The organism is Achromobacter sp. GQ309 (assembly GCF_059759315.1).
On the sequence record NZ_JCAXDP010000001.1, the window covers coordinates 897,043 to 912,343 of the forward strand.

13 protein-coding genes are annotated in these 15,301 nt (G+C 66.4%); 5 read left to right on the forward strand and 8 right to left on the reverse strand.

Translation table 11 applies throughout. From position 1 onward, the window contains the following. Window positions 1-204: 204 nt before the first annotated feature. Genes AC6CIE_RS04170 through AC6CIE_RS04195 form a run of 6 tightly spaced genes read right to left on the reverse strand, consistent with a single transcriptional unit; the run spans window position 205 to window position 8,857 of the window. Window positions 205-1,188, reverse strand: coding sequence for a tripartite tricarboxylate transporter substrate binding protein (locus AC6CIE_RS04170; RefSeq protein ID WP_175136258.1), 984 nt, complete (start codon window positions 1,186-1,188; stop codon window positions 205-207). A gap of 48 nt (window positions 1,189-1,236) precedes the next feature. Beyond that, complete coding sequence (locus AC6CIE_RS04175) at window positions 1,237-3,165, reverse strand: acyl-CoA synthetase (protein WP_498091277.1); 1,929 nt, start codon at window positions 3,163-3,165, stop codon at window positions 1,237-1,239. A 16-nt stretch (window positions 3,166-3,181) separates the two neighbouring features. Then, window positions 3,182-4,315 (reverse strand): acyl-CoA dehydrogenase family protein, encoded by a 1,134-nt coding sequence (locus AC6CIE_RS04180; RefSeq protein ID WP_498091279.1) that lies wholly within the window; start codon window positions 4,313-4,315, stop codon window positions 3,182-3,184. Between the two features lie 9 nt (window positions 4,316-4,324). Further along, window positions 4,325-5,521: an acyl-CoA dehydrogenase family protein gene (locus AC6CIE_RS04185; protein WP_498091281.1), complete on the reverse strand. Its 1,197-nt coding sequence runs from the start codon at window positions 5,519-5,521 to the stop codon at window positions 4,325-4,327. 9 nt (window positions 5,522-5,530) lie between these two features. After that, a complete protein-coding gene (locus AC6CIE_RS04190) occupies window positions 5,531-6,712 on the reverse strand; it encodes an acetyl-CoA C-acyltransferase (RefSeq protein ID WP_498091282.1) in 1,182 nt (393 codons plus the stop codon). 24 nt (window positions 6,713-6,736) lie between these two features. Further along, window positions 6,737-8,857, reverse strand: coding sequence for a 3-hydroxyacyl-CoA dehydrogenase NAD-binding domain-containing protein (locus AC6CIE_RS04195; RefSeq protein WP_498091284.1), 2,121 nt, complete (start codon window positions 8,855-8,857; stop codon window positions 6,737-6,739). A 207-nt stretch (window positions 8,858-9,064) separates the two neighbouring features. On the opposite strand from AC6CIE_RS04195, the gene AC6CIE_RS04200 reads away from it, so the two are divergent. The 4 genes from AC6CIE_RS04200 to sodC all read left to right on the forward strand — a co-directional run bounded on the left by AC6CIE_RS04200 (window position 9,065) and on the right by sodC (window position 13,388). Beyond that, the gene (locus tag AC6CIE_RS04200) at window positions 9,065-9,997 is read left to right on the forward strand and encodes a LysR family transcriptional regulator (protein ID WP_498091285.1); all 933 of its coding nucleotides are present in this window, start codon (window positions 9,065-9,067) and stop codon (window positions 9,995-9,997) included. Window positions 9,998-10,053: 56 nt separating this feature from the next. Continuing rightward, window positions 10,054-11,286 (forward strand): AI-2E family transporter, encoded by a 1,233-nt coding sequence (locus AC6CIE_RS04205; RefSeq protein ID WP_498091287.1) that lies wholly within the window; start codon window positions 10,054-10,056, stop codon window positions 11,284-11,286. Window positions 11,287-11,364: 78 nt separating this feature from the next. Further along, window positions 11,365-12,693: a DUF445 domain-containing protein gene (locus AC6CIE_RS04210; RefSeq protein ID WP_286936998.1), complete on the forward strand. Its 1,329-nt coding sequence runs from the start codon at window positions 11,365-11,367 to the stop codon at window positions 12,691-12,693. A gap of 170 nt (window positions 12,694-12,863) precedes the next feature. After that, the gene (sodC, locus tag AC6CIE_RS04215; RefSeq protein ID WP_286936996.1) at window positions 12,864-13,388 is read left to right on the forward strand and encodes a superoxide dismutase [Cu-Zn] SodC; all 525 of its coding nucleotides are present in this window, start codon (window positions 12,864-12,866) and stop codon (window positions 13,386-13,388) included. A 2-nt stretch (window positions 13,389-13,390) separates the two neighbouring features. Here the strand turns inward: sodC and AC6CIE_RS04220 are convergent, their stop codons facing one another. Then, window positions 13,391-14,014 (reverse strand): glutathione S-transferase family protein, encoded by a 624-nt coding sequence (locus AC6CIE_RS04220; protein WP_498091289.1) that lies wholly within the window; start codon window positions 14,012-14,014, stop codon window positions 13,391-13,393. A 125-nt stretch (window positions 14,015-14,139) separates the two neighbouring features. On the opposite strand from AC6CIE_RS04220, the gene alaE reads away from it, so the two are divergent. Then, complete coding sequence (gene alaE / locus AC6CIE_RS04225) at window positions 14,140-14,601, forward strand: L-alanine exporter AlaE (protein ID WP_498091290.1); 462 nt, start codon at window positions 14,140-14,142, stop codon at window positions 14,599-14,601. Window positions 14,602-14,706: 105 nt separating this feature from the next. On the opposite strand, the gene AC6CIE_RS04230 is transcribed toward alaE, so the two are convergent. Next, window positions 14,707-15,072 carry a hypothetical protein gene (locus AC6CIE_RS04230; RefSeq protein WP_286936990.1) on the reverse strand — a complete coding sequence of 122 codons (366 nt, stop codon included), beginning with the start codon at window positions 15,070-15,072 and terminating at the stop codon, window positions 14,707-14,709. Window positions 15,073-15,301 lie beyond the last annotated feature (229 nt).

The following is a 15,301-nucleotide window of genomic DNA, read 5'->3' on the forward strand; positions in this document are numbered from 1 at the left end:
GCCGGTAGCGGGAAATCGTCGGGCAGCCAGTCTAACAAAAGGCGGCCGGGACGGCAGACATTTCTTGCATACAAAATCTGTCTGCACGCTGCACGCTAAGGGTGCGGGGCTGCGCGCTGCGGGGGGACCGGGGCACCAGCGCCTGCCGGCCTGCCCCTGTCCTCCCGGCGTCCGTCCCACTTGCTCGTCCCGCCAGCTTGGCCGCTACTTGGCCATCAGCCCCAGGTTTTCGATCAATGCCTTTTCCTTGACGAAGGTGGCCTGCGCCCAGGCCTTGTAGTCCTCGCTGCTGCGGTAGGCCGGTTCCTGATTGAGCTGCTTCATGACGTCCATGCTGGCCTGGTCGAACAGCGCCTTCTTGAACGCGTCATGCAGGATCTTCACGACCGCCGGGTCCATGCCCTTCGGACCGGCCAGACCATACGGCGACGTGGACACAACCTTGTAGCCCAGCTCTTGCGCGGTCGGCACGTCAGGCCAGCGCGTGGTGCGCTTTTCGCCAAAGGTGACCAGCAGGCGCATCTTGCCGGAATCGACGAACTGGTCCCAGCCGGTGGCGTCGCTCTGTGCCATGACATGGCCGCCCAGCAGCGCCTGCTGCATGTCGGCGTTGCCCTTGAACGGCACGTGGTTGAGCTTGACGTTGGCGTTGATGGCGATCTCTTCGATGATCAGGTGCGGCGACGAGCCGATGCCGGTGGAGCCGTAATCGATCTTGCCGGGCGCCTTGCGCGCCGCCTCGATGTATTCGTTGAAGGTCTTGTACGGCGAATCGGAGCGCACCGTGAAGCCGAAGGTGTAGCCCGACAGGCCCAGGATGAAGGTGAAATCGTTGATCGGATCCCAGCTGCTTTTCTGCATGTAGGGCATGCGGAGCATCGCTAGCGTATACAGGGCGATGGTGTAGCCGTCCGGTTTGGCCGTCTTGGCCATGGTCGCCGTGCCCAGCGTGCCGCCGGCGCCTGGCCGGTTTTCCACGATGACGGGCTGGCCCAGGTGTTTCGAGGCGTCCTGCGCCACGATCCGCAGGTGGCGGTCGGTGGAGCCGCCGGCCGGGAAGGGCACGATCAGGGTGATGGGCTTGGTGGGAAAGTCCGTCTGGGCGCTGGCGGAAAAGGGCAACGCGGCGCTTGCCAGCGTGAGCGTCAGGGCGGCGAGGACAGCGCGTCGCAGGGGAAGTCGGTTCATATTGTTTGTCTCCTGGTGGTTTGCCTGATGGTTGTTATGGGCGGCCAGTCAGTCGCGCAAGTCGACCTTGACGGGCAGCCGGGACAGCGCTTCGCGCAGTTGGGCTTTCAGCGGCGCGGGCGCACCGGCGCCGGCTTCTACGGCGACATCCGGTTGCGCATCGGCCAGCACGCGGAAGACGGGATCATCTTGCGCGCGGCCAGCCGCTTGCAGGGTGCGCGCCACCACGGCCTCGACCGACACGGCGGTCGCCAGGCGGCGCAAATCGGGTTTGTAGATCTTGCCCACGTTTGTCATCGGCATGGTCTCCAGCACGACGACCCGCTTGGGCCGTGCGGGGCCTTCGTCCACGTGCTCAGCGGCGTAAGCCACCAATTCCGCCTCGGTCACCTCGCTGCCTTCGGCCAGCGTGACGAAGGCGATGGGCAATTCGCCCGCGTAGGCATCGGGGGCGCCGACTGCCGCGCAAAGCTGCACCGCCGGGTGTCTGGCAAGCGCGTCCTCGATGGTCTTGGGGTCGATGTTGTGGCCGCCTCGGATGATCAGATCCTTGGCGCGGCCCTGCAGATGCAGGCGGCCTTCGGCATCCATCAGGCCGACGTCGCCGCTGATGAGCCAGCCGTCTTCGGTGAAGGCGCGCGCGGTGTCGTCGGGGTCCAGAAAACCGGGGATGACGTTCGGCGCCTTGATCAGCACCATGCCCGGCGTGCCGGGCGGCAGATCGCGCGCGGGCTGGCCCGCGGGCATGTCCAGGCTGACGATGCGGATTTGCACATACGGCAGCGGGAACCCCACGCAGTTGACGGGGAATTCGCAGCCGGGGGGCGAGATCGAGGTGATGCCCGCCATTTCGGTCATGCCCAAGCTTTCGCTGACGTGCAGGCCGAAGAGGCGCTTGAAGCGCGCGGCCAGCTCGGCGGGCAGGGGCGCGGCGCCGGTGCGGCAGTAACGGAGCGATGAAATGTCGGCGCCGGCCAACGGCACCTCCGCCAACGCGGCCAGGATGGTCGGCACGCCCTGCAGGGAGGTCGCGCGGTGCTTTTCGACAAGGCGCCAGTAATTGCGCAGCACGTCGCGGTTGCGCAGCAGCAGGGTGGTGGGAATGACGGTTTCGACGCCGGACGACAACGCCGCCAGCGATGCCGGCAGCACGCCCGCCACATGAAACAGCGGATAGCCATTGATGACCACATCGCCGGGACCTGCGTTTTGCAGTTGCACGGCCGCCCAGGCGGAAAACACCTGATTGGCGTGCGTGTGGATCGCCAGCTTGGGCGCGCCCGTGGTGCCGCCCGTGTGGAAGTAAGCCGCCACGTCGCTGGCGCGGATGACGCGTTCGCTGACCAGCCGGTCGGAAGGCTGGGCCGCGCGCGCGACATTGAAATCCAGCGCGAAGTCCGGCAGCGCGGGGCGGTCCGCTTCGGCTTCATGCCACGGCGCTACGCGCAACAGCGACTTCAGGGTCGGCACGCGCTCCATCAGACGCAGCGCCTTGGACCACGAGCCGCACTCCACGTCGGATCCATAGGCGATCAGCGCCTTGGCGCCGGCCGTCGTCATCAGCGATGCCAGCTTGTCTTCGGTGAGCAGCGGATTGAGCGGTTGAACAATGCCGGCCGCCTCGCCGCCCCAGAGGGCAAGGTGGTACTCCAGGCAGCCGGGCAGTAGCACGCCCACGGCGTCGCCTTCCCGGATGCCCAGGCTGTGCAGCAGGTTGGCGGTCTGGTGGATGCCGGCCAGCAGGTCCTGATAGGTCCAGCTGATGGCGTCGTCGGCGGGATCCGCGCTGCGCAGGAAGGTCAGCGCGCGCCGTTCACCGAACGCGGCCGCGGAATTGCAGAAAATTTCGTAGGTGCTCTGCACCGTCAGCGTTTCTTCCAGCGGCCGCGCCTGCAGCCGCTGGACGTCCTCTGCGGTGCGCACCGGGAACGGCGCGGCGAAGGGACGGGAGAGAGTGGCGGAACGGGATTCGATCATGGCCGTGCGTCCGCGTTCATGCCTGCCCCAGCGCAATGTAGCGGCGCAGGTGGTGGTCTTCGTCGCCCAACTGATGGTCGATCATGACCAGGCGCTTGGCGTAGTGCGCCAGCGGCAACTCCCAGGTCATGCCGATGCCGCCATGCAGCTGGATGCATTCTTCGGCCACCAGCGTGCCGATGCGCCCGATGGTGACCTTGGCGGCCGACAGCGCGCGTTCGCGCGTGACACGGTCGGGATGGTCGACGGCGGCGGCCGCGTTGATGACGGCCGAGCGCGCCTGTTCGATCTCCAGCAGCACGTCGGCCATGCGGTGCTGCAAGGCCTGGAAGCTGCCGAGCGGTGCGCCAAACTGGCGGCGCGTGCGCAGGTATTCCAGCGTGGCATCGCGCGCGCAGTCCATGGCGCCGACGGCCTCGGCGCACAGCGCCAGGATGCCGCGTCCCACGGCGCGCTCCAGCAGCGGGTAACCGGCGTCCGCTTCGCCCAGCAACGCGCCGGGTCCAAGCTGCACGTTGTCCAGCACAAGCTCCGCGGCGCGCCCGCCGTCGATCAGTCCGTAGCCCCGCAGGCTCAGGCCGGGCGTGGCCTTGGTCACCAGAAAGAGGCTGATGCCGGCCTCATCGTCATCAGCGCCCGACGTGCGCGCCGACACCAGGAAGAGATCCGCGTGTTCGCCCGCGTAGACGACGGCCTTGGTGCCATTGAGCACCCAGCCGTCGGCGCTGCGTTGCGCACGCGCCTGCACCTGGTTGAGGTCGTACCCGGATTGCGGCTCGGCGTGGGCCAGCGCGGCGGTCAAGCTGCCGGCGATCAGGCCTTCCAATGCCTCGCGCTGATCCGGCGTGCCCTTTGATGCGATCGCGCTGCCCACCATCACCGCATCCAGGAAGGGTTCCACGACCATGCCGCGGCCCAGCGCTTCAAAGACGACAGAGATGTCAAAGCCCGCGCCGCCCAGCCCGCCGTCCGCCTCGGTGAACAGCGCGCCGATGGCGCCCAGCTCTGCGTAGCGTTGCCAGAACTCGGCGCTGTACCCCTGCGGCGATTCGGCATGGCGCATGCGGGTGGCAAAGTCGTATTGCTCGGCGACAAAGCGGCGCAGCATGTCCGAGAGCATGCGCCGGTCTTCGGTATGTTCGAAATTCATGGCCAGCCCTTACAGTCCCAGGATCATCTTGGAGATGATGTTCTTCTGGATTTCATTGGAGCCGCCGAAGATCGACAGCTTGCGGTTGTTGAAGTACTGCGCTGCGGCGCTGTTGGCGCCGTCCGGGCCGATGGGCGGCGCATCGTAGCCGTCGTGCAGCGCCTCGGGCACGAAGGGGCGTGCGTACGGGCCCATGGCGCGGCGGTTCATGGCGCTGATCTCCTGGCGGATCTGTGTGCCGCGGATCTTCAGCATTGAACTCTCCGCGCCGGGCGCGCCACCGCCGGCCACGGCCGCGACCACGCGCAGGTTGGTCGTGCGCATGTTGGCCAGCTCGATCTCGACGCGCGCCAGCCGCGCGGCAAAATCCGGGTCTTCGGTCAGCGGGCGGCCATGCCGCTTCTGGCGCGCGGCCACGGCCTTCAGGCGTTCCAGCGCGGCCGTGGACTGGCCCACGCCCGCAATGTTGGTGCGCTCATAGGTCAGCAGATATTTGGCGCACGTCCAGCCGCGGTTTTCCTCGCCCACCAGGTTTTCGACGGGCACGCGCACGTCAGAGAAGAACACCTCGTTGACTTCGTGTTCACCGTCCAGCGTGATGATGGGGCGCACTTCGATGCCCGGGCTGTTCATGTCGATCAGGAGAAAGCTGATGCCTTCCTGGCGCCGGCCTTCCTGCGAGGTCCGCACCAGGCAGAAGATCATGTTGGCGTACTGGCCCAGCGTGGTCCACGTCTTCTGTCCGTTGACGACGTAGCAGTCGCCATCGCGCACGGCGGTGGTTTTCAGCGACGCCAGGTCCGAGCCCGCGCCGGGTTCGGAGTAGCCCTGGCACCACCAGTCCGAGCCGTCGAGAATACGCGGCAGCCAGTACCGGCGCTGCGCCTCGGTGCCGTACTTGATCAGCACGGGCCCCAGCATGCTCAGGCCGAACGGCACGATGCGCGGGGCGTTGGCCAGTGCGCATTCGTTGTCGAAAATGTACTTTTGCGCGGCCGTCCAGCCGGTGCCGCCGTATTCCTCGGGCCAGTGCGTGGCCAGCCAGCCTTGCGCGTTCAGGATCGCGTGCCATTCGGCCATGTCGTCGCGCGTCAGCAGCTTGCCTTCGCCAACCTTGTCCGCCAGACGCCGGGGCAGCCTGGCGTCCAGAAAGGCGCGCACTTCGTCGCGGAAGGCGATTTCTTCGGGGGTGAATTCCAGATCCATGCGGGTCTCTCAGTAGATTTCAAACAGGCCGGCCGCGCCCATGCCGCCACCAATGCACATCGTGACGACGGCATAGCGGGCGCCGCGGCGGCGGCCTTCGATCAGGACATGGCCAGCCAGCCGCGCGCCGGTGACGCCGAAGGGGTGACCCAGCGCAATGGAACCGCCGTCCACGTTCAGGCGGTCCATGGGGATGCCCAGCTTTTCCTGGCAGTACAGGGCCTGCGAGGCAAAGGCCTCGTTCAGTTCCCACAGGTCGATGTCCTGCACTTTCAGTCCGTGGCGCGCCAGCAGCTTGGGCACCGCGTAGACCGGGCCGATGCCCATTTCGTCCGGCTCGCAGCCGGCGATGGCAAGGCCGCGAAACGCGCCCAGCGGACGGATGCCGGCGCGCTGCGCCTCGGCCGCTTCCATCAGCACGCAGGCGGCCGCGCCGTCCGACAACTGCGAGGCATTGCCCGCCGTGACGAACTGGCCTTCGCCGCGCACGGGCGCCAGGCCGGCCAGCGCCTCGTAAGTCGTGCCGGGACGGTTGCAGGTGTCCCTGTCCACCGTCACTTCGCGTTCGGTGACGGCGCCGGTGGCGCGGTCCGTGACGGACATGGTGGTGGTGACCGGAATGATTTCCTCGCGGTAGCGGCCCGCGGCTTGCGCGGCCTCGGTGCGCGCCTGGCTTTGCGCGGCAAAGCGGTCCTGCGCCTCGCGGCTGATGCCGTAGCGGGCAGCCACGATGTCGGCGGTCTCGATCATGGGCAGATAGAGCTCGGGCTTGTTGGCGACGATCCACGGGTCCATGCCGCTGACGCCATCGTCGCGAGTGCGGATCTGCGACACCAGCTCGACGCCGCCCGCAATCACGGCGGGTGCGCCGTCCATCACGATGCGGCTCGCGGCCGACGCGATCGCCTGCAGGCCGGATGCGCAATAGCGGTTGATGGTGGCGCCGCCGACGCTGACGGGCAGTTCCGCGCGGATCACGGCCTGGCGGCCGATGTTGCGGCCGGTGGCGCCTTCCGGATAGCCGCAGCCGATGAACGCGTCTTCGATCAGCCCGGGGTCGATGCCGGCGCGGTCCACGGCGGCGCGCACGGCGTGCGCGGCCAACGTGGGCCCGGCAATCAGGTTGAATTCGCCGCGCCCCGCCTTGGTGATGGGGGTGCGGGCAGTGGAAACGATGACGGCTTCACGCATGAGGGTTCCTAGGATGAATTCGGATCAGGCGGCGTTCAGGCTGCCGAAGGTGCGGCCGGACTCGGCCAGTTCCACGAGCAGCGGCGACGGCTTCCAAAACGCGGGGTCTTCCTTCGCATAGCTGCGGATGTCGGCAAGAATGCTTTGCAGGCCCACGCTGTCGGCGTAGTGCATCGGGCCGCCGCGGTGGCGCGGAAAGCCATAGCCGGACAGGAACACGACGTCGATGTCGGACGGGCGCAGCGCGATGCCCTGGTGCAGCACGTTCGCCGCTTCGTTGACCATCGCGGCCAGGTAGTGGCGCAGGATGTCTTCCTGCGTGAACGGCCGCGGCGTGACGCCGGCGCGGCGGCGTTCTTCGTCGATGATGGCAAGCACTTCCGGGTCCGGCGTGCCCTGGCGCGCGCCGTCGGGGTACAGATAAAAGCCGCGGCCGGTCTTCTGACCAAACCAGCCGCGCTCGCAGAGGCGGTCAGGAATCTGCACGTAGCGCAGCGCCGGGTCGCGGGTGGCGGCGCGGCGTTTGCGCGTCGCCCAGCCGATGTCTCCGCCGGCCAGATCGGCCATCTGGTACGGGCCCATCGGATAGCCAAACGCGCGCACGGCGGCGTCGATGTCATAAGGCGAGGCGCCATCCTCCATCATCATGTCCGCCGCCTGCCGGTGCACGGCCAGGATGCGGTTGCCGATGAAGCCATCGCACACGCCCGCGCGCACGGGAATCTTGCGCAGCCGTCGCGCCAGCTCGAAGCCGGTTGCCACGGTGTCCGGCGCGGTGTGGCGGCCGACCACGATCTCCATGAGCTTCATGATGTTGGCCGGCGAGAAGAAGTGCAGCCCCAACACGTCGGCCGGTCCGCGCGTCGCTTCTGCGATGCGGTCCACATCCAGGTAAGAGGTGTTGGTGGCCAGCACGGCGCCAGGCTTGGCAATGCGATCCAGTTGCGCGAAGACGGCCTGCTTGACGGCCATGTCCTCGAACACGGCTTCGATGATGAGGTCGGCCTCGCCCAGCGCGTCATAGCTGGTGGCCCCGGTGTAGCGCGCCATGCGCGCTGCGCGGTCGTCGGCGGTGATCCGGCCTTTCTTGACCAGCAGGTCGTACACCTGTTCGACGCGCGCGCGGCCACGTGCCAGCGCGGCCTCGTCCTGTTCCACCATCACGACCGGCAGGCCCGCATCGAGCACAGCTACGGCAATGCCCGCGCCCATCGTGCCGCCGCCGACGATGCCCACGCGCTCAAGCCGGCGCGAGCGCGCTTCCTTCAGCTCGGGAATCTTGGCGGTTTCGCGCTCGGCAAAAAACGCGTGGACCAGCGCCGCGCGCTGCGGGCTGTCCAGGCATTGCAGGAACAGCGCACGCTCGATGCGCAGGCCTTCGTCGAAGGGCTGTTCAATGGCTGCGCGCACCGCGTCGACGATCTTTGCAGGCGAGTACAGGCCGCGGGTGGTAGCGGCGACGCGTTCGGCGGCGGCATCCACCACCGCCAGTTGCGCTTGCCGGTCTGAGAGAGCCTCGGCCGCATCACGGGTGCGGCGCGGGCCAGCGTTCAGCGCCAGCAGTTCGCGCGTGTAGGCAAGGCCTGCGTCCAGCGGATCTTCCTCAGTGGACAGCGCGTCGACCAGCCCCGATGCCAGGGCGGCTTCGGCGGGCAAGTGCTTGCCGGTCAGCATCAGGTCCAGCGCGGCCTGTGCGCCCATCAGGCGCGGCGCACGCTGCGTGCCGCCCGCGCCGGGCAACAGGCCCAGGTTCACTTCGGGCAGGCCCAGCTTGGCAGTGGCCAGCGCCACGCGATAGTGCGCCGCCAAGGCAATCTCCAGCCCGCCGCCCAGGGTGGCGCCGTGCAGCGCCGCGACGACGGGCTTGGCGCTGGCTTCGATCTGGTTGCATAGGTCGGGCAGCAGGGGCGGTTGCGGCGGCTTGCCGAACTCGCGGATGTCCGCGCCCGCGATAAAGTTTTTGCCAGCGCCCATCAGCAGAATCGCGCGGACCCGCGCGTCCGTCTGCGCCTGTGTGATGGCGTCGGACAGGTCTCGACGCACGGCGGCGCTCAGTGCATTCACGGGGGGATGGTCGATGACGATGACCAGAATGTCTTCGTAGCGGCGCGTCTGGGCCGCGCCGGTGCTTGCGCTGTCTGTCATGGACAGTGTCTCCAATGATGCTTCCTGCTCGCGCGCCGCGCCGGCATGCCGGTGCGCCGGCGCCTGGCGCGAACGGAGCCTTGGCGGGCCAGGGGTGGCCCGTCTCTTATGGCTTTATTCTTTCGCAGCAAAGATGTCTTGACAATGACATCGATAATTGACACTACGGATAAGAAAATTTGACAATGCACGGCAAGGAGCGCCGCCATGGACACCAAATCCCTTACCCTGCTGGTCGAAATCCTGGACGCGGGCAATCTCAGCGAAGCCGCGCGCCGCCTGAAGATGACGCGCGCCAACGTCAGCTATCACCTGAGCCAATTGGAGCGTTCGGTCGGCATGCAGCTGGTGCGGCGCACGACGCGGCGCGTGGAACCCACCGAGATCGGCCTGAAGCTGTACAAGCACGGGCGCAGCATCCAGGATGAGCTCGCAGCCGCGCGCGAATCGATCGAAACTCTGGGCAAGACACCGCAGGGCAAGGTGCGCCTGAGCGTGCCCAGCGGCTACGGGCAGTTCGTGATGACGCCCTGGCTGCTTGAGTTCAAGAAAACCTATCCCGACATCGTGCTGGACGTGTTGTTTGAAAACAGCGTCGAGGACCTGCTGCGCGACGAAGTCGACATTGCCGTGCGCATCATGTCCGAACCGCCGCAGCATCTGGTCGCGCGCGAACTCGGCCAGGTCCGCTACGTGGCCTGTGCGTCCAGGGACTACGCGGAAAGCCGCGGGCTTCCCCAGCGGCCCGAAGACCTGGCCGGCACGCCTGTCATCAGCGCCGCCGTGATCGGCCGGCCGCTGCGCCTGTCGGCGTACTACGGCGGCCAGCCCCGCCAGCATGTCGTCCTGGAACCCACCGTCATTTCCCGCAACTATGCCTTCCTGCGCGACGCCATCCGCGCGGGCCTGGGCGTCGGCGTGGTGCCGGATTATGTGGTGCACGAGGACATTGCGCGCGGTGAGCTTGTCCCCGCGCTGACCGACTGGCGCTTGAGCATTTTTGGGCGCGGCATGTATATGCTGTACATGCCCAATCGCCACCATCCGCGAGCGCTCACAATGATCATTGAATTCATCCTGGAGCGGGCGCAGCGGCAGCACGACGGCGAGCCGGGTCTGCTGGCAATCAGCAGCGGCTGAGCCTGCCGGGCACGCAACTTGCTGACGGCCTTCGCAAAACGGATGTGAGGGGAAAGATGGACAGCGCGACGCCAGTGGTCACTTCGCCGCAGAGGGAAGGCCCGGAACCCGTAGCGGCCGAGGCCGCCGAAAAAAAGGCCGAGCCGGCGGCGGCAAAGCCCGATCCTTCCGAGGAAAAAGTCACGGCGCAGGACGCCGGCCTCATCAAGCCGCCGTCGCCCACGCCGCTCGTGCGCGTCAGCGGCTTCTGTCTGGTGACGCTGACTGTCCTTGCCGTGTTGTTTGGCCTGAAGGCGGGGCAGGAATTCATCGTTCCGGTGGTGATGGCGATTGTGGTCGCCTATACCCTGGATCCCGTCGTCGCCCTGATGGAGCGATATCGCGTGCCGCGCTCGCTGGGCACCGTCATCGTGATGTCGGCCATTGCCGTCGGGATCGTGGGCGTCGTCTACGTCACGCAGGACCAGGTCGCCGACATCATCAATGCGCTCCCCGAGATATCCAGCAAGCTGTCCCGCACGCTGGGCGGCCTCTTGAGCGGCGACGGCTCCATGATGGAGAAATTGCGCAACGCAGCAAGCATCCTGCAGGAGTCGGGTGCGCCCAAGCCCGGCGGTCGCGTCGTCGTGGCCAAGTCGGACGGCGGGCTGAGCGACATCCTGCTGTGGGGCTCCAAGGGGCTGGCCACCTTCGTCGGGCAGGCCACCATGTGCGTGTTCCTCGTGTTTTTCCTGCTGCTGTCGGGCAACGCGTTCAAGCGCAAGTTCGTCAAAATGGCCGGCAAGACGTTGTCGCAAAAGAAGATCAGCGTGCACATGCTGGACCAGATCAACAACTCGATCCACATGTACATGGCGATGATGCTGGTGACCAATGTGGCGCTGGGGCTGCTGTCATGGGGCGCCTTCCGCCTGTTGGGACTGGAAAACGCCGCGACCTGGGCGGTGGTGGCGGGCGCGCTGCACATCATCCCGTACTTCGGCCCGCTGATGACGGCGGTCGGCACTGGCGTCGCGGGACTGGTGCAGTTCGGTGAGCTCGGTCCCGCACTGGCCATCTCCATGAGTTCCGTCGCCATTGCGTTGTTGATGGGCGTCGTCGTCACCACCTGGATGTCTGGCCGCATCGCGCGGATGAACGCCGTGGCCGTGTTCATCCTGCTGCTGCTTTTCACGTGGCTGTGGGGCATCTGGGGAACGCTGCTGTCCGTGCCCATTGCCTTCATCGCGAAGGTGGTGGCCGATCATATCGAAGGGTTGGAGGCGTTGTCGGAGTTCCTGAGCGAGTAGGGCGGATGGCGGTGTCCGGGTGCAATGGCCGGGCCGCCTTCGATTGGTATGCTCGGGGCTTGCATCACCGGATCCTTCATGACCGACACTACCCAACCCCAACGAATCGCCGGCGCGCACACCGCGCTGGATGCCGATGCGCGGCGCGCGCAATTGCGCCGCATGAAGATCGGGGCGCTGGCGCTGCTGGTCGCCATGGTCAGCGGCTTCATCACCAGTCACGTCATGGGCGGGCAGGGCGCGTGGGCCTGGGTGCGGGCGTTTTGCGAGGCAGCCACCGTTGGCGCGTTGGCCGACTGGTTCGCCGTGGTTGCGCTGTTCCGGCGGCCGATGGGTCTGCCCATTCCGCATACCGCCATCATCCCCAGCAACAAGGACCGCATCGGCGACAGCCTGGCGATCTTCGTGCGCGATCACTTCCTGGACCCCGACACCCTTATTGAAAAGCTGCGCGTCTTCGATCCCGCCGCGCGGCTGAGCCGCTGGCTGGCCCGGCCCGCGCAGGCGCACGCCCTGAGCGATGGGGCGCGGCGCGTGGCGCTGCAGACGCTGGACCTGCTGGACGATCGGGCCGTGCGCGGTGTCATCCAGGAATTCGTCGTCAGCAATCTGCGCCGCTGGGATGCGGCGGGCACCGCCGGCGAGGTGATGGGCCTGTTGACCCGCGACGGGCGGCACCAGGAGCTGCTGGACGCCGCGATGGAACGGCTGGGCGGCTACCTGGCCGAGGAAGACGTCAAGGAGCGCGCGTCGACCCTGCTCGTGAAGTTCGCCCGCAAGGAATGGCCGCGCATCATCGCCGCCGTTGACGTGGTCAAGTCCGTCGACAACATCGCCGACAACCTGGCCGACCGCCTGGCGCGCGCGCTGGTCGAAGAGCTGCGCGACGTGCTGTCCGAGCCCGACCACCCCGTGCGCCGCGACTACGAGGCGTGGGTGATGAACTACATCGAACGCCTGAAGACCGACCCGGCGCTGGCCAGCCAGGTCGAAGCCCTGAAGCAGCGCGCCATCGACCACCCCAAGGTCCAGGAATACGTTCAAGGCCTGTGGGACGACATCCATGCGGCGCTGCGGCGCGACCTGGCGGACGAACATTCCGCGCTGGCCGCGCATCTGGAAAGCGCGCTGCTGGCGCTGGCGCGCAAGCTTGGCGAAGACCCCGGCCTGCGAGAAGCCATCAACAACCACATCCTGGGCGGCGCGCGGCGTCTGACCGGACGGTTGCGTGTTGGTGTCACCGAGCACATTTCGCGCACCGTCAAGAACTGGGACGAACGTCATCTGGTCGACGAGCTGGAACTCAGTGTGGGGCGCGATCTGCAGTACATCCGCTTCAACGGCACGCTGGTGGGCGGCCTGATCGGCGTGCTGCTGCATGCGGTGGTCCTGATCGTGAACGGCTAGGCAGGGTCTTCGGCCTTTCCCCACACCGTGTCACAACCTTGTATCAGGAACGAAGTTTTCTGGCGGACCGCCCGGCCCCGGTGCTATCTTCATCTGCGCCGCCGGCTGCGCGAGGCGCGCCTTACCGATGGCCGCCCGCAGCTTGCGGGCATCTTTCCAGGAGGCAATTCATGAAGAAATTCTCGATGCTTGTCACGGCGCTGGCATTGGCGGGCGCGTCCAGCGCGGCGATGGCCGAAGACGTCTCGATGTCGTTCCTGACGCCCGATGGCGTCGGCAAGAGCGCCGGCACCATCACCCTGAAAGACACCAAGGAAGGGCTGCAATTCACGCCCCACCTGAAAGGCCTGCCGCCCGGCGAGCGCGGCTTTCATGTGCACGAGAAAGGCTCGTGCGAGCCCGGCCCGGTAAGCGGCAAGACCGCGCCGGGCGGCGGTGCGGGCGGGCACCTGGATCCCAAGGGCACCAAGGCGCACAAGGGGCCGATGGCGACCGACGGACATCAGGGTGACCTGCCGTTCCTCACCGTCGCGGCCGATGGCAGCGCGACGAAAACCGTGCTTGCGCCGCACCTGAAGCTGGCTGACGTGAAGGGCCGGGCGTTGATGATCCACGCTGGCGGCGACAACTACAGCGACAAGCCCGAGCCGCTGGGCGGCGGAGGCGGACGTATCGTTTGCGGCGTCGTGAAGTAGGGTCAAGCCGTGCCGTTGCGGCCGTACTGCCGGTAGCCTTCGCGCTGCGCCAGCCGGTCGTAGTACGCCGCCACGGCGGGCAGCGCCGGCTTTTCGAAGGGCGTCTCGAACCAGCGGTTCACGGACAGCCCCACCGGAATGTCGGCCAGCGTGAACGCGTCGCCGGCCACATAAGCGCCGGTGGCGGCCAGCCGCTGGTCCAGAATCCCCATGAACCGGGCCCAGTCGCGGCACGACGCCTCGATGGCAGCCTCGTCCCGGTGCGCCGGCGACTGCCGCGCCAGCGCCATGAAGGCGTAGCTCCACGACCGGTTCAGGTCCGTCGCCTGCCAATCCATCCACTGATCCACCCGCGCGCGCCGCTTCGGCTCGGCCGGATACAGGTGTTGCCCCTGATACTGACCCGCCAGATAGCGGATGATGGTGTTCGACTCCCACAGCACGAAGTCGCCATCCTGGATCACGGGCACCATGGCATTGGGATTGCGCGCCAGGAACTCCGGTTCGGACGTGGGCCGGAAACCGCTGCCCCAGTCTTCGCGATCAAAAGGCAAATTCAGTTCAGCGCATGTCCACAGCACTTTACGCACGTTGATGGACGAGGCTTTTCCCAATATTTTCAGCATGTTGGCTACCGCGGGCAGGGCGCTTTTCGGAATCGAAGGTCGTCGGAGTCTAGCGGGCCGGGGAACGTGCCGCCATATACAGATTCGGGCGCCGGCAGGCAGAACAGATGCCGGGGGAACGGCACGTGACGGACAAGACCATCTCGCCGCTATCCACGCGCTCCTATATTGCCGACACCGTTGCGCTGATCCTGTTCTTTACGACGACAGGCATCATCAATGAGCGCTGGATCGCGGGAATGACGTGGGAACAGGTGTTCCACGCGCGGCTGATCGGCGGTGCGCTGATGATTCCGGTAGGTAGGCCTTACGGTCTCTGGCGCGATTGGATAATGCGGCGCGCGAAGGACACGCGCGTATCCCGGCTGCTTTGGGATAGCGTGGCGCTGATGACTTTCCAGGTGCCTATTTACGCCGCGATCATCGCGATCAGCGGGGCATCGGGCGAGGGTCTGGTGCGAGGGATATTGGGCGCGGCCGTGATGATGCTGGTGCTGGGCCGGCCTTACGGCGCGTTTTTGAATGCGATCAGGCGCGTGTTCGGCCTGCCGCCGGGAGGATCGCGGCCGATGTCGCTCAACGAGTAAGCCGTGCGCTTGGGCCTGTCGTGATTGCCGCTCGACGAGTACCCGGACTTGAAGTGAGCCGGGTACTAATCGAGCGGCGGTGGTATTGAATCTGCGACGCGGGTTTTACATCGTCGGTTGCGGAATCGGCGTTTCCGCCGGCATCGAGCCCGTCATGCGCGCCGGGCAACCCGACAGACCCCACTTCGTCACGATGCCCTTTTCGATCATGAACTTCTCGACGCACACGTGATAAGCCGAAATCGGGCCCCAGATTTCTTCGTACGAAATAATTCTTGCACCGCTTTCAAGCGTGTAGCTCTTCTTGGGCGGTCCCCACTTGGAAACCAGTTGCTCTTCGGTGCTGCCCACCCATGCTGCATTCACGTCGTTGTAGGTCTTGTTCCGCTTGCCGGTGATCATGCTCATCTGCGCGGACGTGCAACCCGCGAGCAGCGCAGGCAAAACCACAAGCAGTGCAATTTTTCTCATTTTGATTGTTACCCCGAAGATCGACGATTGAGACTGAGGCGCTTGAACGCGGCACGTTGTTGCTTGACGTTGTGCGTGCATGTCTCACGCACGGCAGCTGCCGCGCGGTGAGGTTGGCCTCGCTTTTTCATGATTTTTGAGGCGCCAATGTATCAGATGGGTACACGGGCGACCGGTAACAATTCTGACGGTTTGTACGGCCTGCACGCCCGGCCACGTTTGCGGCGCG